The following is a 23,258-nucleotide window of genomic DNA, read 5'->3' as shown; positions in this document are numbered from 1 at the left end:
TGGCGTGCAAGAGAACGGACAGAGGTGCAGCGAAAGCGGCCGGCTACGGTTGCCAGCCGCCCCCGAGCGCCTTGAACACGGCGATCTGGTCGAGCGCGACCTGCTGCGTCGATTCGGCCAGCGCCGAATCGACCGCGACGAGGCTGCGCTGCGCATCGAGCACGCCGAGGAAATCGAGTGCACCGGCCTCGTAGTTCAGCTCGGCGAGGCGATAGGCACGCGCATGCTCGGCGCGCGCCGTTTCGAGCGCGGCGCGGCGGCGCCACGCGGCGCCGTACAGCGCGAGCGCCTGCTCGGTTTCCTTCAGCGCGCGGAGCACCTGCGCATCGAATTGCGCGCGGGCGAGCGTGTCGTCGGCGCGCGCCTGCGCGAGCCGCGCCCGGCTCGCCGCAAGGTTCGGGAAACGCCACGTGATCAGCGGACCGACACCCCATGCGATCGCGTACTTGTCGCCGAGCGTAGACGGATCGCTGCCGGTCGACAGCCAGTTCACCGAGCCGCCGAGCGAGATCGACGGATACAACTCGGCCGTCGCCACGCCGATCCGCGCATTCGCTGCGGCCAGCTGGCGCTCACTCTCGCGCAGGTCGGGGCGCCGCCGCAGCAGCGACGCGCCGTCTCCGACCGGGAACGGCCGCGCGAGCACCGGCGCCGTGCGGCAGTGCGCGGCGGCATCGGGCAGCGCGCCCGGCGCGCGCCCGGTCAGCACCGCGAGTTCGTACAGCGCAGCGCGACGCGACCCGACGAGCGCCGGCAGGTCGGCGCGCGTGTCGTCGGCGAATGCGCGCGAACGCGCCACTTCGAGGTCGGACACGAGCCCGTGCGTGCGCTGCTTCGCCGTCAACGCGGCAAGCCGGTCCGCGATCGCGACCGACCGCTCGGCCACGTCGATCCGCTCGCTGTACGCGCACACCTGCGCATACGCGGCCGTCGTCTCGGCGGCCACCGCGACGCGCATCGCATCGGACGCGGCCTGCACGGCCTCCGAATCGGCGCGCGCGGCGTCGACAAGATGGCCGACGCGCCCCCACAGATCGACTTCCCACGACACCGCGAACGACGGCGCGAAGCCCCAGCGTGTGCGCGCATCAGTACCTTGCGCGGCCGCGACGATCTGGTCAGGCGTGTGCTTGCCGTAGTCGACGCCGAAGCCGGCCGTCGTATCAGGCAGCCGCGCGGCGCCCGCTTCGTCGAGCACGGCCCGCGCACGCGCGACGCGCGCCGCGGCCACCGCGAGATCGCGGTTCTGCGCGAGTGCTTCGCGCACGAGCGCATCCAGCGCCGGATCGTCGAACAGTTGCCACCAGCGATCGGGCAAATCGCCGCCGCGTGCGACGGGTGCATCGGTCGCCGCATCGAACGGTGCGGTACGCGCCGCATCGATCGAGGGCGGCCGGTACGGCCCGCCGACGGAGCATCCGGCCAGCGCCGCCGCGCTCAGCAGTGCGACGACAACGGGTAAGGTGACGGAAAACGGAGGGAATAACGAGGCGCGCATCGTGCAATGACAGTCGAACAAACGATGGACCTATGGTAATTTCGACCCATTCGGTCGATCTCGCGCGCAAAGCGCATTCGTCGTCGAGAAACGGACAAGTGGATCAATTCTTCAGCGCGCTCGAGCGCAAGGACAAGTGCAAGCAGATCGCCGTCTTCGCATCCGATGCGGCGGCCGGCATCGCGTATCCGCCGCATTCACACCGGCACGGCCAGTTGATTCACGCGATTTCCGGCGTGATGCTCGTGCATGCGGATGCCGGCAGCTGGGTCGTGCCGACGGGGCGTGCGGTCTGGGTGCCGGGCGGCACGCAGCACGAGATCCGGATGGCCGGCGACGTGCAGATGCGCACGGTGTTCGTCGCGCATGAAGTGCGGCCGAGCCTGCCGCACGAATGCCGCGTGATCGAGGTCGGCACCTTGCTGCGCGAACTGATCGTGTCCGCGTGCGAACTGCCCGCCGACTATGATCTCGCGCATCGCGGGGGCCGCGTGCTCGCGCTGATCCTCGACGAAATCGAAATCGCGCCGCTGTTGTCGCTGCATGTGCCGATGCCGCGCCATCCCGCGCTCGCCGCGCTGTGCACGCAACTCGTCAACGAACCTTCGTCGGTCGTCACGCTGCAGTCGTGGGCACGCGACGCGCACATGAACGAGCGCACGCTCGCGCGCGCGTTCAAGCGTGAAACGGGCATGACGCACGGCGCGTGGTGCCGTCATGCGCGGTTGTTGCTGAGCCTGCCGCGCCTCGCGGCCGGCACGCCGATCCTGGAACTCGCGCTCGAGCACGGCTACGACAGCCCGAGCGCGTTCGCGGCAATGTTCCGCAAGGCGCTCGGCGTGCCGCCGAGCGAGTATTTCCGGCGGCGCTGAGCGGCACTCTCCGGTTCTCGACGATCGATCGCCGACGTGCGCGCGCGGCGCGGCGCGCGACTGCATCCGCATGGACGGCTGCGCGCGCACTGCAGCGCCAGTATCGCGACCGATTCGTGATTCCGCTCGTCGCGCGCTTCCTGGCGCGCTAGTGGGTGGACTTCATGAAGACGGAACTGCGCGACGCGCTCGCCGGGCCGCGCAACGACAACGATCCCGGTGCGGCCACGCCGGATATCGCCGGCGCGGCCGTCACCATCCCGCTTACGCGACGGCCTTCACCGCCGGCTGCGCGCCAAAGAACGTCGCCTGCGCCGCTTCGTCCGCCCGCGCATACGCGCGGTTGACGCCGCCGATCACCGCGCGGATCGACGCGGTCGTCAGGTTCGCGTCGATGCCCACGCCGAACGCGCTGCCGCGCACGCTCGAGCCGGCCAGTTCCGCGATCGCGATCGCCTTCGCATCGGCACCCTGCGACAGCGCGCGTTCCTCGTAGTGCTGGATTCGCAGCGGCGTGCGCAGCGCATGCATCAGCGCATCGAGCGGGCCGTTGCCTTCGCCGCGCAGCACGCGGCGCTCGCCGTGCACGTCGGCGGTCAGCACGATCGTCTCGCGGCCGTCGCGCTCCGACAGTTCATGGCCGACATAACGCAGCGGCGCGTCGCCCTCCACGTATTCCTGCTGGAACAGCGACCAGATCTGAGCGCTCGTCACCTCGTGCCCGCTGTCGTCGGTCAGGCGCTGCACGGCCGCGCTGAAGTCGACCTGCAGGCGACGCGGCAGCGCGACGCCATAACCCTGTTCGAGCAGGTACGCGATGCCGCCCTTGCCCGACTGGCTGTTCACGCGAATGATCGAATCGTACGTGCGGCCGAGGTCGCTCGGATCGATCGGCAGATACGGCATTTCCCACACGGCGTCGGCGCGCTGCACCGCGAAGCCCTTCTTGATCGCATCCTGGTGCGAGCCGGAGAACGCGGTGAACACGAGGTCGCCGACATACGGATGACGCGGATGGATCGGCAACTGCGTGCATTCCTCGGCGGTGCGCGCGACTTCGTTGATCTGCGAGAAATCGAGGCCCGGATCGACGCCCTGCGTGTACAGGTTCAGCGCGAGCGTGACGAGATCGACGTTGCCGGTGCGCTCGCCGTTGCCGAACAGGCAGCCCTCGATCCGGTCGGCGCCGGCCATCACCGCGAGTTCGGCCGCCGCGACCGCGGTACCGCGGTCGTTGTGCGGATGCACGGACAGGATCAGCGAATCGCGACGCGCGAGGTTGCGGTGCATCCATTCGATCTGGTCCGCATAGAAGTTCGGCGTGCCGACTTCGACGGTCGCCGGCAGGTTCACGATCGCCTTGTGCTCGGGCGTCGGCTGCCATACGTCGAATACGGCGTCGCAGACTTCCTTCGCGAAGTCGAGCTCGGTCGCCGTAAACGTTTCCGGGCTGTACTGCAGCGTAAACTGCGTGTCGGTCGCGGCATCGGCGCAGCGCTTGATCGTGCGCGCCGCGTTCACCGCGAGTTGCTTCACGCCGTCGCGGTCGAGGCCGAACACGATCTTGCGGAATTCCGGCGCGGTCGCGTTGTACAGGTGTACGATCGCGCGCTTCGCGCCGCGCAGCGATTCGAAGGTGCGCTCGATCAGGTCGTCGCGCGCCTGCGTGAGCACCTCGATCGTCACGTCGTCGGGAATGTGGCCGCCTTCGATCAGTTCGCGCACGAAGTTGAAATCGGTCTCGGACGCCGACGGGAACGCCACCTCGATCTCCTTGAAACCGATCGCGACGAGCGTCTTGAACATCCGCATCTTGCGCGCCGCATCCATCGGCTCGAACAGCGCCTGGTTGCCGTCGCGCAGGTCGGTGCTCATCCAGATCGGCGCGTGCGTGATCGTGCGCGACGGCCACGTGCGGTTCGGCAGGTTGACGGGCGTGAACGGCCGGTACTTCGTTGCGGGGTTCTTCAGCATCATGATGTTCGGTCCTCGGTCGGTTTGTCGGGAAACCACGGCGCGGCGGCCTTCAGCAGTGGCGGCCGGCTGCGCACGCAGCGATCAAAGCGGTAAAAAAGCGGCAAAGCGGTACGGCGAACGACAGCCTTGACGGTTGGGCGACCGGGACGGAGCGGAGCGATACGAAAAATGACGAACTCAGGCACCGGTCGACAACCGGGGCCAGGTCGGTGATACGGGGGAAATCTGGCGCTTCAGGAAAGAAGCAGATGGAAAGCGCGCAGCCGCAGACCCAGCCCGGAACAACGGGCTAGTAGTCGTAGCGAGAAGAGGGACTGGGCGGCTTGCATGACCGGAATCAGATCACAGGGTGGACGGGGCTGTCAACGGGGCGCGCGTGCCTCGCATGGCAGCGCCGTCTGCAAAATCAGATCCGTCCGATAGGCGGCGGCCTCGCCCGTCGATATGCTTCATGGGTGCGGCGCCGGTGAGGTCCTATTCATGTTCGGAGTGAGTCGGTCCATCCTCTTCGCCGGTCGCCGCGCATCCTTCTCTTGCGATCGGGCTTCGGCGTGGGCGTTCGGTGGTGGCCGGTGGACGCGGCCACGACAGAGATGCTGATGTTGAAACGAACGCTGCCAGATGCGAACACCGAGCGCTCGCCCCGAAGCCCGATTGCACCGCAGCCGATCCGGCTGTACCGCGCACTATTCAGAAAAACGACACGCACGCCGGCATAGTTTCCGGAATATAAAAAGCATCCCCGATTAAACCTATTTCATTAAATCGATTCACCTTGATTTTCGATTTACTGAACAATTACCATTCTCATCTGAATATTTTTTTATTTATTTTTCGACATGCTTGTCGAACCGCGTTTCAAACGGCAAACGTTTGCTAGACGCGGGGAGACGCCTTACCACTGTTCTTCAGGAGGAAAGCATGGCCGATTCTCAAACGTCATCCAATCGCGCCGGCGAATTTTCGATTCCGCCGAATACCGATTTCCGCGCGATTTTCTTTGCGAATGCCGCCGAACAACAGCACATCAAGCTGTTTATCGGCGACAGCAAGGAACCCGCCGCTTATCACAAGCTGACCACGCGCGACGGCCCGCGCGAAACCACGCTGAATTCCGGCAACGGCAAGATCCGCTTCGAGGTGTCGGTAAACGGCAAGCCGTCGGCTACCGACGCGCGCCTCGCGCCGATCAACGGCAAGAAGTCGGACGGCTCGCCGTTCACGGTCAACTTCGGGATCGTCGTGTCGGAAGACGGCCACGACAGCGACTACAACGACGGCATCGTCGTGCTGCAGTGGCCGATCGGCTGATCTGCCGCCCGCCGATTGACCGATGACCGCCGGGCTGCCGCCTGCAAGGCAGCCCGGCGGTTCCGCATAGAAAACGCGAAACCACTCAGTTCAAACCCGTTTCGCCTCCAGGAGACAGCCATGCCCATCATTTCGGCATCGATCAACAGCGCGCCCGTCGTCACGTCCGAGACTTACGTCGACATTCCGGGCCTGCATCTCGACCTTGCGAAAGAGCAGGCAAACATTCGCGACGGCAAGCTGCTCGTCACGCTCAACGTGCCGACGCCGTATGCGACCGGCAACAACTTCCCCGGCATCTATTTCGCGATCACGACCGACAAGGGCGTCGTCGCGGACGGCTGCTTCACCTATTCGTCCAAGGTGCCGGAAAGCACCGGACGCATGCCGTTCACGCTCGTCGCGACGATCGACGTCGGCAGCGGCGTGACGTTCGTGAAAGGCCAGTGGAAAAGCGTGCGCGGCAGCGCGATGCATATCGACTCGTACGCGAGCATTTCCGCGATCGGTAACGCCGTCGCGCAATCGTCGTCGCAATCCGGCGGAAATCAGGGTGCCGAAACCGGCAGCGGAACCAGCGGCGCCGGCAACATCGGCGGCGGCGGCGAACGCGACGGCACGTTCAATCTCCCGGCCAACATCAAGTTCGGCGTCACCGCGCTCACCAACGCGTCGAACGACCAGACGATCGACATCTACATCGACGACAACCCGAAACCGGCCGCCACGTTCAAGGGCGCGGGCGTGCAGGACCAGAACCTCGGCACGAAGGTGCTCGACTCCGGCAAGGGCCGCGTGCGCGTGATCGTGACCGTGAACGGCAAGCCGTCGCGGCTCGGCTCGCGACAGGTCGACATCTTCAAGAAGTCGTTCTTCGGGATCGTCGGGTCGGAAGACGGTGCGGACGACGACTACAACGACGGCATCGTGTTCCTGAACTGGCCGCTGGACTGACCGACGGACGTCAATAACAGGGACACACGGCGCGGCATGGATTGCGCGCCGCTTTCGGTATCGCAATGGCGACAGGGCCAACCACGCATTGCGAATCATTCGGGCAGTCACACTGCCCATGCTTTGCTCCGCGCGCGACACGGCGAAATCGATTCGTCGGCCGCGCGACGCGAGACCTTCCATTACGACGAGGACGACATGCCACAACCGTTTACCCATGACGATCTGTACGCGCTCCTGCAACTCGCCGGCAACGACGCGACTGCCGCGCAATCCGGCGGCGATCAGGCGGTGCTCGACCGGATGCGTCAGTTCATGACTGCGCAGCTCGTCGAGAAGCTGCCGCAATTCGATGTGTTCGTCCACCTCTCCACCGTGCCGTACAGCTTCGACATCTCCAGCTGGATGAACAAGGTCAAGACCGACACGACCGGGAAAATCGACGCCTGCACGGTGACGTGGGCCGGTGCGCCAGGCGTGCTGCCCGGCGCCGCAGCGAAGTTCGGCATCGGCGCCGTGGTCACGTACTTCGCGAAAGCGACTGCGCAACCGCAACCCGCGCAGCCCGACCCCGCAACGAATGCCGGCGGCGAACGCGACGGCATCTTCAACCTGCCGCCGAACATCGCGTTCGGCGTGACGGCACTCGTCAACTCTGCCGCACAGCAGACAATCGAGGTATTCGTCGACGACAACCCGAAACCGGCCGCGACGTTCCAGGGCGCCGGCACGCAGGACGCGAACCTGAACACGCAAGTGCTGAATTCGGGCAAGGGGAAGGTGCGCGTGGTCGTGACGGCGAACGGCAAGCCGTCGAAGATCGGCTCGCGGCAGGTCGACATCTTCAAGAAGACGTACTTCGGGCTGGTCGGATCGGAGGACGGGACGGACGGCGACTACAACGACGGGATTGCGATCCTGAACTGGCCGCTCGGTTAAGCAGCAGAATCCTGCCGACCATCGCCACGCCGCCCGGCGTGGCGATTTGCTTTGGCGCGCCCGCCGGGCCAAGCCGCGTGTCGCAAGAACGATCAAATGCTCCCGCCACCGATACCATATAGTCCGCCCGACACCTTCATTGGCACACCATGAACCCGGTTGGAAAAGCACTCTGGTTTATCGAAACCGAACTGGACAGGGAACTGACACTCGACAGGATTTCCGCCGATTGCGACATGACGCGCTTCGGTTTTTCGCGCCTCTTCTCGATGAATACCGGCTGGCCGGTGATGCGCTATGTCCGGTCGAGGCGGCTGACGCGTGCGGCGCGGGCATTGGCGCAAGGCGCGCCGGACATCCTTCGCGTGGCACTCGATGCCGGATATGGCTCCCATGAGGCGTTTACGCGCGCCTTCCGCGATCTCTTCGGCGCCACGCCGGAGGAAGTGCGGGCACGGCGCACTCTCGACGGGTTGTCTCTTGTGGAGCCGCTTCGCATGAAAGAGCTGAAAATCATCGCCGTTACGCCATCGCGCTTCGAAGCCCCTGAAAGGCAGTTGATCGCGGGCATGAGCAGCCGGTATACCTTTGAAACCAATGAAGGGATTCCGGCGCTCTGGCAAGCCTTCATCCCGTATATCGGCAACATCCCCGGCCAGGTCGGCGGCGTAACGTATGGCGTGTGCTGCAACCCGGATGCGGATGGCAGCTTCGAATACATCGCGGGCGTGGAGGTCAAGAGTCGCGACCGGTTGCCCGCTCCATTTCGTTGCGTCGAACTCGAACCGCAACGTTATGCGGTCTTCGAACACGTCGGGCACATCTCCACGCTGCATCAAACCTTCTACAGCATCTGGAACGGCTGGCTGCCGACGTCGGGGTTCAAAGCGGCGGACGCGCCCGAGTTCGAGCGCTACAGCGCGGACTACGATCCGGTGACGGGCACCGGCGTGCTCGAAATCTGGTTGCCTGTAGAAAAATCCGCGTGAGTTGGCTGTCTGCACTGATCGGCCGCGACGATGCTCGTCGCGGCCGATCGATCAACGCGTCATCACCAACGACATCACCACGCCCAGCGCACGCCCGCATTCCCGGTAATCGTGCACTGTGCTCGCCGCCGAGGTTCGTCAGGTAGCTGACCGTCGCGTACACGCTGCCGCGCTTCGTCAGCTGCGCGACCAGCCCCGCGCCGATCTGCCCGGCCGTCTGCCCGACCTGCGTGCCGATCGTCGTCGAGCCGCCGAACGTGGTCTTGTCGTCGGCACCGAACGAGCGCAGCACGTTCACGCGCAGGTAAGGCTTCCAGTTCACGCCGTTCGCATCGAACGCCCATTGCAGCCGCGCACCGATCCGGCCGAGGAACGTATTGCCGTTGCTCCACGTCACGTCCGACACCCCGTCGTTGAACTTGCCGAGCGACAGGTACTGCCATACGAGTTGCGCCTGCGGCTCCAGCGTCAGCCCGTAGCCGAGCGCGGCCGGAAAGCCGGCCTCCATCGAACCCGTGAACGCGTTGCCGTCCGTCGAGCCGTTCACGTTGTCGTTCGAGTGCGTGCGCACCGTCAGCGCACTGCCCATCACGACGGCGTCCGTGTACCAGCCGCCCGGGCCGATATGCGTCCAGTAGCCGCCGAGGTTGTACGAATTGACCAGCAGCGTGCCGACGCCCAGATCGGGCTGCGCGAGCGCGAAGCCGTTCACGTCGCCGACCGCGCGCGCGAAACCGACGAAGAAGCCGTAGTGATTGCGATGACCGCTCGGGCTGTTGTCCGCATACAGATCCTGGCCGACCTGCATCCCCCACACCGTGCCGTCGAACGACGGCGTCGCATCGCCCTTCTGCGTGATGTTGCTGTTGCCGCCCCACACGCGCGCCCACGACGCGGGCATCGGGCCGCTCTCGCTCAGCAGCCCCTGTTCGCCCTGCCTGTCACGGAACGCGTCGATCTGCAGCAAGCCGAGTTGCCGAGCGACCGCCGGTGCCTCTGCATACAGCGGCACTTCGGGGCGGAAGATCGGCTCCGGGCTGCCGCCGGTGCCGGCATCAGCGACGGCTTCGACGATCGATGCGGGCGTGCCTTCGGCCGGCGTGACCGGCGTCACGGGTGGCGGCGCCGGTTGTCCCGGCTCGGCCTCACAGGCCGCCGCGACGACACCGCGCAGCAGCGTGCGGCGCATCGGGAAACAGCGAACGCCGCGTCGGGCGGGTTGACCTTGTTCGCGTGCGAGACGGAAACGCAGGTTCAACCGCATGACGTCGTCACTCGCTTTCAATGAAAAATCGGGAAAGGACCGGGTATCGCGGAGGAACGATCGTCGCGATCCGGCAACTTGAAACCGAGTGTATCGGCGTGCTTGAAACCGCTGAATAGGACGAATCCTATTTTATCGAACAGTCGATTAGTACTAGAACGAGATCGCAATTTCACCGTCCGACGACAGGGCAATTCGACCTCATGCATTCGCGCGAAACATCGTGTGGCGTGTACAGTCGAGGGCTGCCCGCGCGAGCGCAAGCCTTTCCGACTGGGACGGAAGCGCTCCGCGTCGCGCCATGTGTGTTCAAACCGGAATCCCGTCATGTTTCTCGATCATCTTCATCCGGAACGCTGGACGTTCCTGTGGGACGCGCTGTCCACCCTTTCCATCAAGCTGTGCGCGGGCCTTGCGCTGCTCGTCGCGGGCTGGTGGCTGTCGAAACGCGTCGGCAACTGGCTGAACCGGCTGCTCTCGAACAAGGAGCGCGTCGACGACACGCTGCGGCCGATTCTCTGCGACGTCGCCGTGTGGGGCGTCCGCATCGTCGCGATCGTCGGCGCGCTGTCGCAGCTCGGCATCGAAACCGCGAGCATCGTCGCGGTGCTCGGCGCGGCCGGCCTCGCGATCGGGCTCGCGCTGCAGGGCACGATGCAGAACATCGCAGCCGGCATCATGCTTCTGCTGCTGCGGCCGTTCAAGGTCGGCGACTATATCGACGGCGGCACGGGCGTCGCGGGCACCGTCGACGAGGTCGGGCTGTTCATGACGCGGCTGACCAAGCCGGACGGCATCTGCGAATTCGTGCCGAACAGCGCGCTGTGGGGCAGCTCGATCCGCAACTACACGCGCAATCCGACGCGCCGCCTCGATCTCGAAGTCGAAGTGTCCGTGCACGACGATATCGATCGCGCGCTCGACGCGCTGCGCGCGCTGGCCGAAGCCGATCCCGACGTGCTGCAGGATCCCGCGCCGGACGTGATGGTGATGCGCTTCGACGACAGCACGGCCGTCGCGAACATGCGCGCGTGGACGCATACCGACAACTTCTGGGCGATGCGCTGGCGTCTCGCCCGCCAGGTGCGCAAGGCGCTCGCCGATGCGGATTGCGCGCTGCCGATCCGCACGCGCGAGCTGCACATCGTGCACGACGCGGAACGTCGCGCGGACAGCGTGCGCGTACGGGCGTCGTAACGCGCAACGACATCGGAGCGCGCAACCGCGCGTGACGCGCGGCGCGCCCCGGCTTCGTCGTTACATCTTCACGATATCGAGCAGCGCCTTCCTGCCGCTCTTGTACGTGAACACCGAGATCGCGCCGTGCTTCAGGTCGCCCTGCGGCGTGAAGCTGGTTTCGCCGATCACGCCGCGATAGTCGGTGGCCGGCATCGCGGCCAGCACCTTCGCCGGGTCGGTCGAGTTCGCGCGCTTCATTGCGTCGACGATGATGTAGACCGCGTCGTACGAGAACGGCGCATATACCTGCATCGGCTGGTGGTAACGCGCTTCGTAGCGCTTCGCGAACGCCGCGCCGCCCGGCATCTTCTCGAGCGCGATGCCGGCCTCGGAACACACGACGTTGTCGGACGCCGGGCCCGCGAGCTTCGGCAGGTCGGTCGAGCACACGCCGTCGCCGGCGAGGATCTTCGCGCGCAGCCCGAGTTGCCGCGCCTGCTTCGCGAGCGGCCCGCCCGTCGCGTCCATCCCGCCGTACATGATCGCGTCCGGGTTCTCGCCCTTGATCTTCGTGAGGATCGCGCGGAAATCGATCGCCTTGTCGTTGGTCGCGTCGCGCGACACGATCTTCATGCCGGCCGCTTTCGCCGCCTTCTCGAACTCGGTCGCGAGGCCCTGCCCGTACGCGGTCGAATCGTCGACCACGGCCACCGTCCTGATGCCCATGTTCTTCGCCGCATACGATGCGAGCGCCGGCCCCTGCTGCGCATCGGTCGCGACGACGCGATAGGTCGTCTTGAAGCCCTGCTGCGTGTAAGTCGGGTTGGTCGCGGCCTGCGAGATCTGCACGACGCCGCCGTCGCGATATACGCGCGACGCCGGAATCGACGTGCCCGAGTTGTGATGGCCGACGACGCCGACGACCTTGTCGTCGACGAGCCGCTGCGCAACCTGCGTCGCGGTGCGCGGATCGCCCGCGTCGTCCTGCGCATCGAGCTGCAGCGTGACCTTCCTGCCGCCGATCGCGAGCCCCTTCGCGTTGATTTCCTCGACCGCGAGCCGCGCGCCGTTCTCGCTGTCCTTGCCGAGATGCGCGATCGCGCCGGTCAGCGGCGCGACGTGGCCGATGCGCACGACTTCGTCCGCGTGCGCGGAAAACGCGGGCAGCGCGCACGTCAGCGCGGCCGCGGTGGCGAGTGCCGTCTTGTGATGTCGATTCATGCTTGTCTCCTTCGTTGTCGCACTTCGTTCGTGTTCGGATACGTCGTTCGTTGAAGGCAATGCCGCGCGCTCACGCGCGCCCTTCGAAACCCAGCAGCACGTTCACCGCGTTGATGCCGATCTCGTCGACCATGTAGCCGCCTTCCATCACGAACAGCGTCGGCAGGTTCAGGCGCGCGAGCGCCTCGCCGATACGCAGGTAGTCGGGCGAGCGAAGGCGAAAGTGGCTGATCGGATCGTGCTCGAACGTGTCGACGCCGAGCGACACCACGAGCAGGTCGGGTGCATGCGCAACGATCGCGGCCGCCGCATGGCCGAGCGCCGCTTCGTAGGTGTCCCACTGCGTGCCCTTCGGCAGCGGCAGGTTCAGGTTGAAGCCTTCGCCCGCGCCCGTGCCGCGCTCGTCCGCATAGCCTGAGAAGTACGGGTACGACACCGACGGCTCGCCATGGATCGACGCGAACAGCACGTCGTCACGTTCGTAGAAGATGTCCTGCGTGCCGTTGCCGTGATGGAAATCGACGTCGAGCACCGCGACGCGCGCGGCGCCGCTCGCGATGCCGTGCTGCGCCGCGATCGCCGCATTGTTCAGGTAGCAGTAGCCGCCCATGTACTCGCGGCCCGCGTGGTGGCCGGGCGGCCGGCACAGCGCGAAAGCCGCGCGCGCGGCGCCGTTCGACAGCAGGTCGGCGCCGGTGAGCGCCGAATTCGCGCTCGCGCTCACGGCATCCCACGTGCCCGCGTTGATCGGCGCGCCGGCGTCCATCGCAAAGAAGCCGAGCTTGCCGTCGATGAAATCGGGCAGCGTCGCGGCCGCCGGCATCGCGCGCACCGGCCACACGAGCGGCAGCGCCTGGCAGGTGCGGCCGGTCGCGGTCCATTCGTCCCATGCGCCGGCGAGGAAATCGACATAGCGCGCGCTGTGCGCACCGGCATAGCTGGCGCGGTCGAATGCGCGCGGCGCGATCACGTCGCCGAGGCCGGCCGCGCGGACCTGCGCGAGCACCGTTTCGGCGCGAAGGGGGTTTTCGAACGACTCGGTGATCGCGCCGTCCTTCAGTTCGACGCCGCGATGCAGGTGGTGATCGCTGCTGTAGACCGTGAGCATGGTTGACCGTTGCAGTGATGGCAGTGAGGGGTTGGCAACAGTCTATTGACGCCGGCCGGCAATAACTTTGCTTTTCACATTCCCGTTTCGTACAATTTTGAGAAAACTGTCTACGGAACCATGGATATGAGCAAAAATCGCGCTTCGGTTGAACTGGACGGCGTCGACCGCGCGATGCTCCGCCTGCTGCAGGAAGACGGCGCGCTGTCGAACGCGACGCTCGGCGAAAAGCTGTCGCTGAGCGTTACGCCGTGCTGGCGCCGCCGCAAGCGGCTCGAGGACGAGCGCGTGATCACCGGCTACCAGGCGAACCTCGACCGGCGCGCGCTCGGGATGAACGTGTTCGCGTTCGTGCAGGTGACGTTCAACATGCACTCGGACCAGGATTCGGATCACTTCGAGGATGTGATGCGACGGCATGACGAAGTGCTGTCTTGCCACAAGATCACCGGCGCGGCCGATTACATCCTGCAGGTCGTCGCGGCCGATCTCGACGCGTATGCGGAATTCGTCGAGCGCGTGCTGAGGAAGCAGGCGGGCGTGTCGTCGATCCAGTCGAGCCTCGCGTTGCGCGAGGTGAAGTTCTCGTCGCGCGTGCCGGTACCGGACGCGTGAACGGCGCGATGAACATGCAGGCCGTCATTCCGTTCCCCCAAACCCATCCCATGGAGCACTACCCCATGAAGCGTTTCATCCCGTCCGCCTCGCTTGCCGCCGCGATTGCGTTCGCATTGAGCGCCTGTGCGGCGCAATCCACCGCGCCTGCCAATGCGTCGGCGCCGATCGATGTGTCCGCACCGGCCGCGCCGCCGATGGTCGGCGGCGATCGCGATGCGCACGGCTGCATCGGCTCGGCCGGCTACGCATGGTGCGAACAGACGCAGCAATGCGAGCGCCCGTGGGAACTCGCGAAGCAAAAGGGCTTCGCGAATTCGGCGCTGTCGTACGAGCAGTTCTGCAGGAACAATTCGGCGAAGTGAGCGGATCGCGGCACAATGCCGCGACGCAATGACGGGCCGACGCGAAGCGTTGCGCGATCACTCGCGCATTGCATCGGCACATTGACATTCCGACATGTCGCATCGGCACGCGGCGCGCCAATCGCGCGCGCCGCGCCATCGAATTCCCGCCGGTTTTCCGGCGCGGCGCACCACGATTCCGGAAACCCGGACACGCAAAAAACCCCACGAAAACAAGGACATTTTTCGCGTGCGACACGGCAATCGAGTTCGGTTATATTACGCGCCCCTTGCCACCCCGCCCCCGCCGCATGCGTCGCGCGCGGCCTCTTTCCACGCAGCCTGAAGCGTCATCCGCACGGGCTTGCCGCAGGGGCCCGGGCGCGTTGCGCGCCACCGCGAAGCAGGTGATTGCGCGCCCGCAAGAAGCCGATCCGAAGGTGTCCTCCTCAACGGTTTCGCGTGCGCAAATGCAACGGCGAGCAGCGTCGATCCGGAATTCCGGAATCGCGATCCGGATCTCCGGATGCGCGTCTCGGCCGCGATCGAAACGCTCGTCGGGCGGCATGGCAAACCGATGCATCCAAGTTGAAAAAGGGATCTGCTGTGATCAAAACGTTACGGGTAATACTGTCGGCGCTCGCGCTATGCGTCGCCGCGTCGTCCGCGCACGCGGCCGATACGAAGAAGGTCGACGTCCTGCTGGTGGGCGGCGGCATCATGAGCTCGACGCTCGGCGTCTGGCTGCACGAGCTTCAGCCTGACTGGTCGATGACGATGGTCGAGCGCCTCGACGGCGTCGCGCTGGAAAGTTCGAACGGCTGGAACAACGCGGGCACCGGCCACTCGGCGCTCGCCGAACTCAACTACACGCCGGAAAAGGCGGACGGCAGGGTCGACATCTCGAAGGCCGTCGAGATCAACGAGTCGTTCCAGATCTCGCGCCAGTTCTGGGCGTGGCAGGTCAAGCAGGGCGTGCTGAAGAACCCGCGTTCGTTCATCAACTCGACGCCGCACATGAGCTTCGTGTGGGGCGACGACAACGTCCGCTTCCTGAAGAAGCGCTACGAAGCGCTGCAAGCGAGCCCGCTGTTCCGCGGCATGCAGTATTCGGAAGACTACGACCAGATCAAGCAGTGGGTGCCGCTGATGATGGAAGGCCGCGACCGCAAGCAGAAGGTTGCCGCGACGTGGACGCCGATCGGCACCGACGTGAACTTCGGCGAGATCACGCGCCAGTTCGTCGGCTACCTGAAGACGCAGCCGAACTTCACGCTGTCGCTATCGAGCGAAGTGCGCGAGATCACGCGCAACGCCGACGGCACGTGGCACGTGTCGTGGGTCAAGCTGCATTCGGATGAGCCGCCGCAGTCCGTCGACGCGAAGTTCGTGTTCATCGGCGCGGGCGGCGGCGCGCTGCACCTGCTGCAGGCGTCGGGCATCCCCGAGGCGAAGGATTACGGCGCGTTCCCGGTCGGCGGCTCGTTCCTCGTGACCGACAATCCCGACGTCGTGAAGCAGCATCTCGCGAAGGCGTACGGCAAGGCGTCGGTCGGCTCGCCGCCGATGTCGGTGCCGCACCTCGATACGCGAATCATCGACGGCAAGAAGATCATCCTGTTCGGGCCGTTCGCGACGTTCTCGACCAAGTTCCTGAAGAACGGTTCGTATTTCGACCTGCTCACGAGCACCAACACGCACAACGTCGCGCCGATGATGCGCGTGGGCGTCGACGAATTCCCGCTGGTCCAGTACCTCGCCGGCCAGCTGATGCTGTCCGACGACGACCGCTACAACGCGCTGAAGGAATACTTCCCGAACGCGAAGAAGGAAGACTGGCGCCTGTGGCAGGCCGGCCAGCGCGTGCAGATCATCAAGCGCGACCCGGTGAAGGGCGGCGTGCTGAAGCTCGGCACCGAAATCGTCAGCTCGCAGGACGGCAGCATCGCGGGCCTGCTCGGCGCGTCGCCGGGCGCGTCGACGGCCGCGCCGATCATGCTGAACCTGATGAAGAAGGTGTTCAAGGACCAGGTCGCGACGCCCGAGTGGCAGCAGAAGATCCGCCAGATCGTGCCGAGCTACGGCACGAAGCTGAACGACAGCCCGGCGAAGGTCGTCGAGGAATGGACCTACACGAGCGACGTGCTGCAGCTCTCGCCGCCGCCGAAGATCGACGTCAACGTGCCGTCGCAGGCAACCGGCGCCGCGCCGGCCCGCCCGGCGAAGGCGTCGGCCGACATGGCGCTGTAAGCATCGAACGCCGCCGCGCCGCACGACACGGCCGCCCTCCGGGGCGGCCGTTTTTCATGGCGCGCACGGGCGGCGTCGCCCAGCCGGTCGCCAGCTTCCGCTAGAATTGCGGCACGAGCGACCCCGCGTCGCCGCCCGATCCATCATCCGCATCGACGCACGATGCGGCCCGCGCCCGAGCCGCGCGAGCGCCGCACACCGTCGCCGCGCCCGCCCGGGCGTGCCACCAACCGAATTCAGCTGGAGAAAGACCGTGTTTACCTGCAGAAACCAGAGCTGCGGCACGCAGTGGGAGACGTCCGACGTCGTCATCAAGGACGAAGGCCAGGGGCTGCTGTTCCGCTGCCCGCTGTGCGGCGCGCGCAACTATCTCGAGCGCTTCGAAGCCGACGACGGCACCATCGTCTACGAACAGATGGAAGGCCGCCCTTACCTCGGAGACCTGGAATGACCCAACCGACCGCAGCGCCCTTCAGCGCGCTGCCGCTGACGCCCGCCACGCTCGCCAACCTCGCACAGCTCGGTTATGTCGACATGACGCCGATCCAGGCCGCGAGCCTGCCGATCGCGCTGGCCGGCCAGGACCTGATCGCGCAGGCGAAGACGGGCAGCGGCAAGACCGCCGCGTTCTCGCTCGCGCTGCTGTCGCGCCTCGACGCGCGCCGCTTCGACGTGCAGGCGATGATCCTGTGCCCGACGCGCGAACTCGCCGACCAGGTCGCGCAGGAAGTGCGCCGCCTCGCGCGCGCCGAGGAAAACGTGAAGGTGCTGACGCTGTGCGGCGGCACGCCGATGCGCCCGCAGGCGCAGAGCCTCGAGCACGGCGCGCACATCGTCGTCGGCACGCCGGGCCGCATCATGGATCACCTCGATCGCGGCAACCTGAAGCTCGACGCGCTGAACACGCTGGTGCTCGACGAAGCCGACCGGATGCTCGACATGGGCTTCTTCGACGACATCGCGAAGGTCGCGCGGATGTGCCCGACGACGCGCCAGACGCTGCTGTTCTCCGCGACCTATCCGGACGGCATCGTGAAGCTGAGCCAGCAGTTCCTGCGCAATCCGAAGGAAGTGAAGCTCGAGGAGCGTCACGACAACAGCAAGATCCGCCAGCGCTTCTATGAAGTGACCGAGAACGAGCGGCTGCACGCGGTCGGCCAGTTGCTGAACCACTATCGCCCCGTGAGCACGATCGCGTTCTGCAATACGAAGCAGCAATGCCGCGACCTGCTCGACGTGCTGCATGCGCAGGGCTTCCACGCGCTCGCGCTGCACGGCGAGCTCGACCAGCGCGAGCGCGACCAGGTGCTGATCCAGTTCGCGAACCGCAGCTGCTCGGTGCTGGTAGCAACCGACGTCGCCGCGCGCGGGCTCGACATCGCGCAGCTCGAAGCGGTGATCAACGTCGACGTGACGCCCGACCCGGAAGTGCACGTGCACCGCATCGGCCGCACCGGCCGCGCGGATCAGGACGGCTGGGCGCTGAGCCTCGCGAGCATGGACGAGATGGGCCGCGTCGGCGCGATCGAACAGGCGCAGAAGCGCGACGTCGAATGGCATCCGCTCGCCGAGCTGAAGCCGGCCGGCGACGACACGCTGCTGCCGCCGATGGAAACGCTGCAGATCCTCGGCGGACGCAAGGACAAGATCCGCCCGGGCGACGTGCTCGGCGCGCTGACCGGCGACGCAGGGTTCGACGGCAAGCAGATCGGCAAGATCAACGTGACCGAGTTCTCCACCTATGTCGCGATCGAGCGCGGCGTCGCGCGCGATGCGCTGCGCAAGCTCAATGCGGGGAAGATCAAGGGCAAGCGGGTCAAGGTCCGATTGATGGACGAGGAGTAACGGGAAGCGGCGCGGACGGTCGCACCGTTTCGCGCCGTTTGGCACCGTCCGCGTGTCATGCCAGTTCCGGATATCCGTGCGCGGCGGCCTCCCGCGCAAACCGGGCAATCGTGTCGTAGTCGTCCGGCGACAGCCGTTCGAATCCCTTCAGTCTCAGCATGCGCGAGCGTTCCGCATCGACCGCGACCGCGCGATCGAGCGCATCCTGCAATGCGGCGACCTGCGATTCCTCCAGCGCCCGCGAGGCGATAAACGGCAACCCCGGCGCGGATGCCGTCGTGCCGATGATCCGGATCTCCTTCAGCGATTCGGGCAGCGCGTCGCGCACATACGCGAACGTCACGCAGTCGATCGCCGCGCAATCGGCTTCGCCTGACGCCAGCGCACGCAGCACGTTCAGGTGCGAGCCGAACGGCGTAACCGACCCGAAGAATCTTCCGTCGTGCGCATGCGGCGCGACCGCGTGCCGAAACGCGTTCATTCCGCTGTGCGAATCCCCGCCATTGAATGCAGCCCGCAGCCCGCGACAGGCGGCGAGCGTCGTCGCGCCGCCCGCGTGCACGCGCGCCGACACGACCAGCACGCTGCGGTAGCGCGCCCCCTGGCAGCCGTCCGCGTCGAAAACCGGTGTCGCGATCAATCTCACGGTGTCGCGCAAGCCGAGCATCCGGTACGGATAGCCGCAGGTCTGCGACAGCAGCAGATCGTCGCGTCGCCACAGCGCGTGCAGGTCGTCGAACGGTTCGTCGGGCAGCACGACGTCCGCCGGCCCGCCCGCATTCGCGAACGTATCGAGCGCGTCGCGCAGCAGCGCGCGCCACAGCACGGCGTGGCGCGGCGTCACGTTGTACATCGGCAGTTCTGCGATCCATTGGCTCATGCGCGCATTCTACGCAACGGCGCAGGCGCCGCGGAACCCGATTCGATCGCACGAAAACGGGCACCGAACGCGCGCGGCCGCCTGAAAGCTTATCGGCCGCGCGACGATAAGCAAATGCGAATCGATTGGTTGGCCGTGCCGCGCCATCCCGGTAACGTCCCGATGCCTGCTCCCGCATCGCCGCCGCGCGCATGCCGGGCATGCCGACCGTGATCCGCGAGACACCCGAGCATCCGGGCCGGCTCCGCGCCGCCCGTTCCATCCCGCTTCAGCACCATGGCCGAATACTTCGACGTCGACCACGCGCGCGCGATCGCCGCGCTCGACGCCCGCTTCACCGCCCGCACCGAATGGCCGACCTGGCTGCTGATCGTCGCGATCTACGGCGGCTGGCTCGCCGTGCTGCTGCTGGTGCGCGCGCAGCACCTGTCGCTCGCGGCCGCGACACCGCCGCTGATCCTGCTCGGCGCGTGGCACCTGTCGCTGCAGCATGAGCTGCTGCACGGCCATCCGACGCGTTCAGCGTTCGTGAACAAGCTGCTCGGTTATCCGCCACTGACGGTCTGGTATCCGTACGCGCTGTATCGCGACACGCACCTCGACCATCATCGCGACGAAGACCTGACCGTGCCCGGCGTCGATCCCGAAACGAACTACGTATCGCGCGAACGCTGGGCGCGGCTGCCGCGCTGGCGTCGCGCGCTGACGGTCGCACGCACGACCTTCATCGGGCGGATCGTCGCAGGGCCGCCGCTCGCCATCGCCGCGACATTCGCCGATGCGTTCCTCGCGTTCCGGCGCGGCGACTTCCGCTACCTGCCGATGTGGGCAACGCACGCTGCATGCGTGGTCGCGCTGCTCGCGTGGCTGCAATGGGCGATCGGCGTGCCGTGGTGGTACTACCTGCTGGCGGTCACGTGGCCCGCGCTGTCGCTCGCCATGATCCGCTCGCTGTACGAGCACCGCGCCGCGCGGCATCCGAAGGCGCGCATCGCGATCAACGAAGCCGGCTTCGCGATGCGGCTGCTGTACCTGAACAACAACTATCACCTCGTCCATCACGACCTGCCGAAGCTGCCGTGGTACGACCTGCCGCGCGCGTACCGGATGCGGCGGTACGCGTATGCGGAGAAATGCGGCGGCTTCGTGATCCGCGGCGGGTATCGCGAGCTGCTGGCGCGCCATGCGTGGACGCCGACCGATGCGCCCGTGCATCCGTTCGATCAGGGCACCGCGTCGCTGTCGACGGGTGGCGGGGTGAAGGTGGCGGTGGTCGACAAGGTGCTGCAGATCAGCACGTGACGTTCGACGGCGCCGCGCTTCGCCGTGAAGTCGACCGATTCGACGCTGCACGCGCAAGGCCGCGCGGCATGCCGATCCGCTCGCCCCGGCGCGGATTCCTTACGAAATGCCGACAACTCAGAGACGCGTCGGCGAATTGCCAATCGCGTCGGCAATGCCCAGAATGGCGGGTCATCCGGGGTTCCCGTCACAAGCCGATTGCCCCGGCTCAGCCCGTGGCCGGGCACCTCGCTCTCCGACGACGATGCAACCGAACACCCCGCCCGGCGCGATCCGCGCGATCGGCAACGACTGGTCCGTTTCCGCGATCACCGCGGGCTTTCTCGCGGTGCTGATTTCGTACGCGGGCCCGCTCGCGATCTTCTTCCAGGCCGCGCAGGCGGCTCACGCGTCCAATGCGATGGTGTCGTCGTGGGTCTGGGCGATCTCGATCGGCGCGGGCCTATCGGGCCTGTTCGCGAGCTGGAAGCTGAGGGTGCCGATCGTCACCGCGTGGTCGGCGCCCGGCACCGCGCTGCTCGTCGGCCTGTTTCCGCAACTGACGCTCAACCAGGCCGTCGGCGCGTACATCACTGCCGCGCTGATCATCCTGCTGATCGGCGTCACCGGCTATTTCGACCGGCTCGTGCGCCATATTCCGCGCGGCATCGCCTGCGGGATGATGGCCGGCATCCTGCTGCCGTTCGGCACGCATGCGTTCGCCGCGGCATCCGAGCAGCCGGCGCTCGCGTTCGGGATGATCGCGGCCTACGTGATCTTCAAGCGCCTGCTGCCGCGCTACAGCATCGTGCTCGTGCTGCTCACGGGCGCCGCGCTCGCGACGCTGCTCGGGATGACGCATCTCGGCAACGTGTCGCCGAGCATCGCGCGGCCGATCTTCATCGCGCCCGAATGGACGCTCGGCACGACGCTCAGCCTCGCGCTGCCGCTCGTCGTCGTCAGCCTCACCGGCCAGTTCCTGCCGGGGATGACGATCCTGCGCGTGTCGGGATATCACACACCCGCGCGCCCTATCATCACCGCGACCAGCGTGGTGTCGCTCGTCGTCGCGTGTTTCGGCGGGATCACGATCGTCGTCGCGGCGATCACCGCCGCGCTCTGCACGGGCAAGGACGCGCACGAGGATCCGGACCGGCGGTACATCGCCGGGCTCGCGAACGGCGCGTTCTACCTGATTGGCGGGCTCTTCGCGGGCACGATCGTCACGGTGTTCTTTGCGTTGCCGAAGGCGTTCGTCGCGATCCTCGCGGGGCTCGCGCTGATCGGTGCGATCGGCGCGAACGTACACGGGATCTTCGAGGACGAGAACCATCGCGAAGCATCGGTGATCACGTTCCTCGCAACCGCATCGGGGATGACGTGGCTCGGGCTCGGCGCGGCGTTCTGGGGGATCGTGATCGGGTCGCTTTCGTATGCGGTTCTGAACAAGGTGCGCCGGCCCGCGTGATGCACGTTGCGCCAGTCGTGCGCGCCGCTCGACGCCGCTTCGATCATAGCGCGTGCTGGCGCACCAGTTGCGCAAGCGCATCCGCCAGCGTCGTCGTGCCGTAAAGCCGCTCCGACACGCCCGCCTCGACGTCGATCTGCCCGGCGTTGTGCACGTCGTACAGATCGACGATCAGTTGTGCATGGCGTTCGCCGAGTCCCGCGCGCAGCAGCGTCGCATTCCAGGTGTCGCGCGGCAGCTCGTGCGCGACGATCGCGCGGCCGGCCGCCGCGCCGAGCGTATCCGCGATCGCCGTCACGCTCACTCGCCGCGGCCCTTCGACGCTGACGATGCGCGGCCCGTTGCCGCCTTCGGGCGCATCGAGCAGCAGCCGCGCCGCGACGACGCCCACATCGGGCGCCCAGACCGTCGGAAACACCTTGGCCACCGGATGATGAAAGCTCGGCAGCACGCCGGTGCCGAGCGCGACCGGCAGGACCCGCGTCCAGTTCTGCAGATGCTCGGCCGACCGCAGCAGCGTCAGCCGCGTCGGGATCGTCTTGAGCCGTTCCTCGAAGTAATGAAACAGACGCGTGATGCCCGTATTGCCGTCTCGCTCCGCGCCGTAGTCCGACAGCGCGAGCAGCGCCGGCGGCGGGTTCGCGGCCAGCGCGGCGGTCGCGACGTCGATCGTCCGCGTCATTGTCGCGGCCGGATCGGGGTCGGCGACGGGTACCGGGCACAGAAGCTGTACGGCCTGCGCGCCGTCGATCGCCGACGCGACCGCGTTCGCGTCCGTCAGCGGCGCGATCGCCACGTCGCAGCCGAGCTGCGCGAAACGTTCGCGATGGCGTGCGTCGCGCAGCACCGCGCGCACGGGATGGCCTGCGTTGCGCAGGGTTGTTACGGTCGACAAGCCGACGTTGCCTGATGCACCGAAGATCACGAACACGATCCGCTCCTGGGGGATGAAGGTGCTGTGATTGTCGGTATGCGCAGGCCTGACGGCGCGCAGGGAGGGATGATTTGAACAGGAACGGATGAACGATTCAACTCGTGCCCGGCAACGTGCCGCACGGGCCATCAATCGCGAACTGGTACTGCTCTACTGGCAGACCGGCCGTGACAGCCGGTGGCGGCAGGCAAAGCAAGGTCAGGGGCAAGGTTATCGAGCGACTGGCGCACGACCTCAAGGCGGCCCTTCCCGATTTGAAGGGCTTCTCCTGCGCCAACCTGATACACATGCGCTCTTTCGCGGACGCCTGGCCGGACGCGGCACCACCG

Annotated in this window: 20 protein-coding genes and 1 pseudogene; 14 read left to right on the top strand and 7 right to left on the bottom strand. The window is 66.5% G+C overall.

The features are described 5' to 3' along the window. Positions 1 to 43: 43 nt before the first annotated feature. On the bottom strand, positions 44 to 1,498 hold the full coding sequence (locus DM992_RS27195; protein ID WP_111019405.1) for a TolC family protein: 1,455 nt from the start codon (positions 1,496 to 1,498) through the stop codon (positions 44 to 46). 98 nt (positions 1,499 to 1,596) lie between these two features. Between DM992_RS27195 and DM992_RS27190 the strand changes: the two genes are divergently transcribed. After that, positions 1,597 to 2,370 (top strand): helix-turn-helix transcriptional regulator, encoded by a 774-nt coding sequence (locus DM992_RS27190; protein ID WP_111020414.1) that lies wholly within the window; start codon positions 1,597 to 1,599, stop codon positions 2,368 to 2,370. A gap of 264 nt (positions 2,371 to 2,634) precedes the next feature. Here DM992_RS27190 and leuA read toward each other — a convergent pair whose 3' ends face one another. Beyond that, entirely contained in the window at positions 2,635 to 4,344 is a 1,710-nt protein-coding gene (gene leuA / locus DM992_RS27175) for a 2-isopropylmalate synthase (protein ID WP_204356183.1), read from the bottom strand. A gap of 924 nt (positions 4,345 to 5,268) precedes the next feature. Between leuA and DM992_RS27170 the strand changes: the two genes are divergently transcribed. The 4 genes from DM992_RS27170 to DM992_RS27155 all read left to right on the top strand — a co-directional run bounded on the left by DM992_RS27170 (position 5,269) and on the right by DM992_RS27155 (position 8,540). Beyond that, entirely contained in the window at positions 5,269 to 5,658 is a 390-nt protein-coding gene (locus DM992_RS27170; protein ID WP_034181081.1) for a fucose-binding lectin II, read from the top strand. Between the two features lie 120 nt (positions 5,659 to 5,778). After that, entirely contained in the window at positions 5,779 to 6,612 is an 834-nt protein-coding gene (locus DM992_RS27165) for a fucose-binding lectin II (protein WP_111019403.1), read from the top strand. Positions 6,613 to 6,810: 198 nt separating this feature from the next. After that, a complete protein-coding gene (locus tag DM992_RS27160; protein ID WP_111020413.1) occupies positions 6,811 to 7,551 on the top strand; it encodes a fucose-binding lectin II in 741 nt (246 codons plus the stop codon). 149 nt (positions 7,552 to 7,700) lie between these two features. Beyond that, positions 7,701 to 8,540, top strand: coding sequence for an AraC family transcriptional regulator (locus DM992_RS27155; RefSeq protein ID WP_111019402.1), 840 nt, complete (start codon positions 7,701 to 7,703; stop codon positions 8,538 to 8,540). Here the strand turns inward: DM992_RS27155 and DM992_RS27150 are convergent. Beyond that, complete coding sequence (locus DM992_RS27150; RefSeq protein ID WP_239511358.1) at positions 8,434 to 9,729, bottom strand: autotransporter outer membrane beta-barrel domain-containing protein; 1,296 nt, start codon at positions 9,727 to 9,729, stop codon at positions 8,434 to 8,436. The genes DM992_RS27155 and DM992_RS27150 overlap by 107 nt on opposite strands. A gap of 402 nt (positions 9,730 to 10,131) precedes the next feature. On the opposite strand from DM992_RS27150, the gene DM992_RS27145 reads away from it, so the two are divergent. After that, positions 10,132 to 11,001: a mechanosensitive ion channel family protein gene (locus DM992_RS27145; protein WP_111019401.1), complete on the top strand. Its 870-nt coding sequence runs from the start codon at positions 10,132 to 10,134 to the stop codon at positions 10,999 to 11,001. Positions 11,002 to 11,061: 60 nt separating this feature from the next. On the opposite strand, the gene DM992_RS27140 is transcribed toward DM992_RS27145, so the two are convergent. Together DM992_RS27140 and DM992_RS27135 are read right to left on the bottom strand one after the other, a co-directional pair. Then, positions 11,062 to 12,204: a branched-chain amino acid ABC transporter substrate-binding protein gene (locus DM992_RS27140; protein WP_111019400.1), complete on the bottom strand. Its 1,143-nt coding sequence runs from the start codon at positions 12,202 to 12,204 to the stop codon at positions 11,062 to 11,064. A gap of 70 nt (positions 12,205 to 12,274) precedes the next feature. Continuing rightward, entirely contained in the window at positions 12,275 to 13,312 is a 1,038-nt protein-coding gene (locus tag DM992_RS27135) for a histone deacetylase family protein (RefSeq protein ID WP_111019399.1), read from the bottom strand. A gap of 126 nt (positions 13,313 to 13,438) precedes the next feature. Between DM992_RS27135 and DM992_RS27130 the strand changes: the two genes are divergently transcribed. The 5 genes from DM992_RS27130 to dbpA all read left to right on the top strand — a co-directional run bounded on the left by DM992_RS27130 (position 13,439) and on the right by dbpA (position 18,366). After that, the gene (locus DM992_RS27130) at positions 13,439 to 13,927 is read left to right on the top strand and encodes an Lrp/AsnC family transcriptional regulator (RefSeq protein WP_111020412.1); all 489 of its coding nucleotides are present in this window, start codon (positions 13,439 to 13,441) and stop codon (positions 13,925 to 13,927) included. Positions 13,928 to 13,992: 65 nt separating this feature from the next. Then, the gene (locus DM992_RS27125) at positions 13,993 to 14,292 is read left to right on the top strand and encodes a hypothetical protein (RefSeq protein ID WP_111019398.1); all 300 of its coding nucleotides are present in this window, start codon (positions 13,993 to 13,995) and stop codon (positions 14,290 to 14,292) included. Positions 14,293 to 14,859: 567 nt separating this feature from the next. Then, positions 14,860 to 16,521 (top strand): malate dehydrogenase (quinone), encoded by a 1,662-nt coding sequence (gene mqo / locus DM992_RS27120; protein ID WP_204356128.1) that lies wholly within the window; start codon positions 14,860 to 14,862, stop codon positions 16,519 to 16,521. 253 nt (positions 16,522 to 16,774) lie between these two features. Then, complete coding sequence (locus DM992_RS27115; RefSeq protein ID WP_072438116.1) at positions 16,775 to 16,972, top strand: hypothetical protein; 198 nt, start codon at positions 16,775 to 16,777, stop codon at positions 16,970 to 16,972. Continuing rightward, complete coding sequence (gene dbpA, locus DM992_RS27110; RefSeq protein WP_111019396.1) at positions 16,969 to 18,366, top strand: ATP-dependent RNA helicase DbpA; 1,398 nt, start codon at positions 16,969 to 16,971, stop codon at positions 18,364 to 18,366. The genes DM992_RS27115 and dbpA overlap by 4 nt, the downstream gene beginning before the upstream one ends. A 55-nt stretch (positions 18,367 to 18,421) precedes the next feature. Here the strand turns inward: dbpA and DM992_RS27105 are convergent, their stop codons facing one another. Beyond that, positions 18,422 to 19,246 carry a PhnD/SsuA/transferrin family substrate-binding protein gene (locus DM992_RS27105; protein WP_111019395.1) on the bottom strand — a complete coding sequence of 275 codons (825 nt, stop codon included), beginning with the start codon at positions 19,244 to 19,246 and terminating at the stop codon, positions 18,422 to 18,424. Between the two features lie 276 nt (positions 19,247 to 19,522). Between DM992_RS27105 and DM992_RS27095 the strand changes: the two genes are divergently transcribed. Next, the gene (locus tag DM992_RS27095) at positions 19,523 to 20,548 is read left to right on the top strand and encodes a fatty acid desaturase (RefSeq protein ID WP_111019394.1); all 1,026 of its coding nucleotides are present in this window, start codon (positions 19,523 to 19,525) and stop codon (positions 20,546 to 20,548) included. 244 nt (positions 20,549 to 20,792) lie between these two features. After that, complete coding sequence (locus DM992_RS27090; protein WP_111019393.1) at positions 20,793 to 21,995, top strand: benzoate/H(+) symporter BenE family transporter; 1,203 nt, start codon at positions 20,793 to 20,795, stop codon at positions 21,993 to 21,995. A 43-nt stretch (positions 21,996 to 22,038) separates the two neighbouring features. On the opposite strand, the gene DM992_RS27085 is transcribed toward DM992_RS27090, so the two are convergent. Further along, on the bottom strand, positions 22,039 to 22,926 hold the full coding sequence (locus DM992_RS27085; RefSeq protein WP_111019392.1) for an NAD(P)H-binding protein: 888 nt from the start codon (positions 22,924 to 22,926) through the stop codon (positions 22,039 to 22,041). A 106-nt stretch (positions 22,927 to 23,032) separates the two neighbouring features. On the opposite strand from DM992_RS27085, the pseudogene DM992_RS27080 reads away from it, so the two are divergent. Beyond that, positions 23,033 to 23,252, top strand: a pseudogene (locus tag DM992_RS27080) (DUF1016 N-terminal domain-containing protein); the annotation flags it as partial. Positions 23,253 to 23,258 lie beyond the last annotated feature (6 nt).

It is taken from the genome of Burkholderia sp. JP2-270, assembly GCF_003233675.1.
In the GTDB taxonomy this organism is placed as follows: domain Bacteria; phylum Pseudomonadota; class Gammaproteobacteria; order Burkholderiales; family Burkholderiaceae; genus Burkholderia; species Burkholderia pyrrocinia_C.
The sequence above is the reverse complement of the archived record's forward strand: the minus strand, read 5'-3'. Positions and strand labels throughout refer to the sequence as shown.

Coding starts and splice junctions, on each gene's coding strand:
- DM992_RS27195 (WP_111019405.1), bottom strand. CDS start 1,498: ATGCGCGCCTCGTTATTCCCTCCGTTTTCCGTCACCTTACCCGTTGTC.
- leuA (WP_204356183.1), bottom strand. CDS start 4,344: ATGCTGAAGAACCCCGCAACGAAGTACCGGCCGTTCACGCCCGTCAAC.
- DM992_RS27170 (WP_034181081.1), top strand. CDS start 5,269: ATGGCCGATTCTCAAACGTCATCCAATCGCGCCGGCGAATTTTCGATT.
- DM992_RS27165 (WP_111019403.1), top strand. CDS start 5,779: ATGCCCATCATTTCGGCATCGATCAACAGCGCGCCCGTCGTCACGTCC.
- DM992_RS27160 (WP_111020413.1), top strand. CDS start 6,811: ATGCCACAACCGTTTACCCATGACGATCTGTACGCGCTCCTGCAACTC.
- DM992_RS27155 (WP_111019402.1), top strand. CDS start 7,701: ATGAACCCGGTTGGAAAAGCACTCTGGTTTATCGAAACCGAACTGGAC.
- DM992_RS27150 (WP_239511358.1), bottom strand. CDS start 9,729: ATGCGCCGCACGCTGCTGCGCGGTGTCGTCGCGGCGGCCTGTGAGGCC.
- DM992_RS27145 (WP_111019401.1), top strand. CDS start 10,132: ATGTTTCTCGATCATCTTCATCCGGAACGCTGGACGTTCCTGTGGGAC.
- DM992_RS27140 (WP_111019400.1), bottom strand. CDS start 12,204: ATGAATCGACATCACAAGACGGCACTCGCCACCGCGGCCGCGCTGACG.
- DM992_RS27135 (WP_111019399.1), bottom strand. CDS start 13,312: ATGCTCACGGTCTACAGCAGCGATCACCACCTGCATCGCGGCGTCGAA.
- DM992_RS27130 (WP_111020412.1), top strand. CDS start 13,439: ATGAGCAAAAATCGCGCTTCGGTTGAACTGGACGGCGTCGACCGCGCG.
- DM992_RS27125 (WP_111019398.1), top strand. CDS start 13,993: ATGAAGCGTTTCATCCCGTCCGCCTCGCTTGCCGCCGCGATTGCGTTC.
- dbpA (WP_111019396.1), top strand. CDS start 16,969: ATGACCCAACCGACCGCAGCGCCCTTCAGCGCGCTGCCGCTGACGCCC.
- DM992_RS27105 (WP_111019395.1), bottom strand. CDS start 19,246: ATGAGCCAATGGATCGCAGAACTGCCGATGTACAACGTGACGCCGCGC.
- DM992_RS27095 (WP_111019394.1), top strand. CDS start 19,523: ATGGCCGAATACTTCGACGTCGACCACGCGCGCGCGATCGCCGCGCTC.
- DM992_RS27090 (WP_111019393.1), top strand. CDS start 20,793: ATGCAACCGAACACCCCGCCCGGCGCGATCCGCGCGATCGGCAACGAC.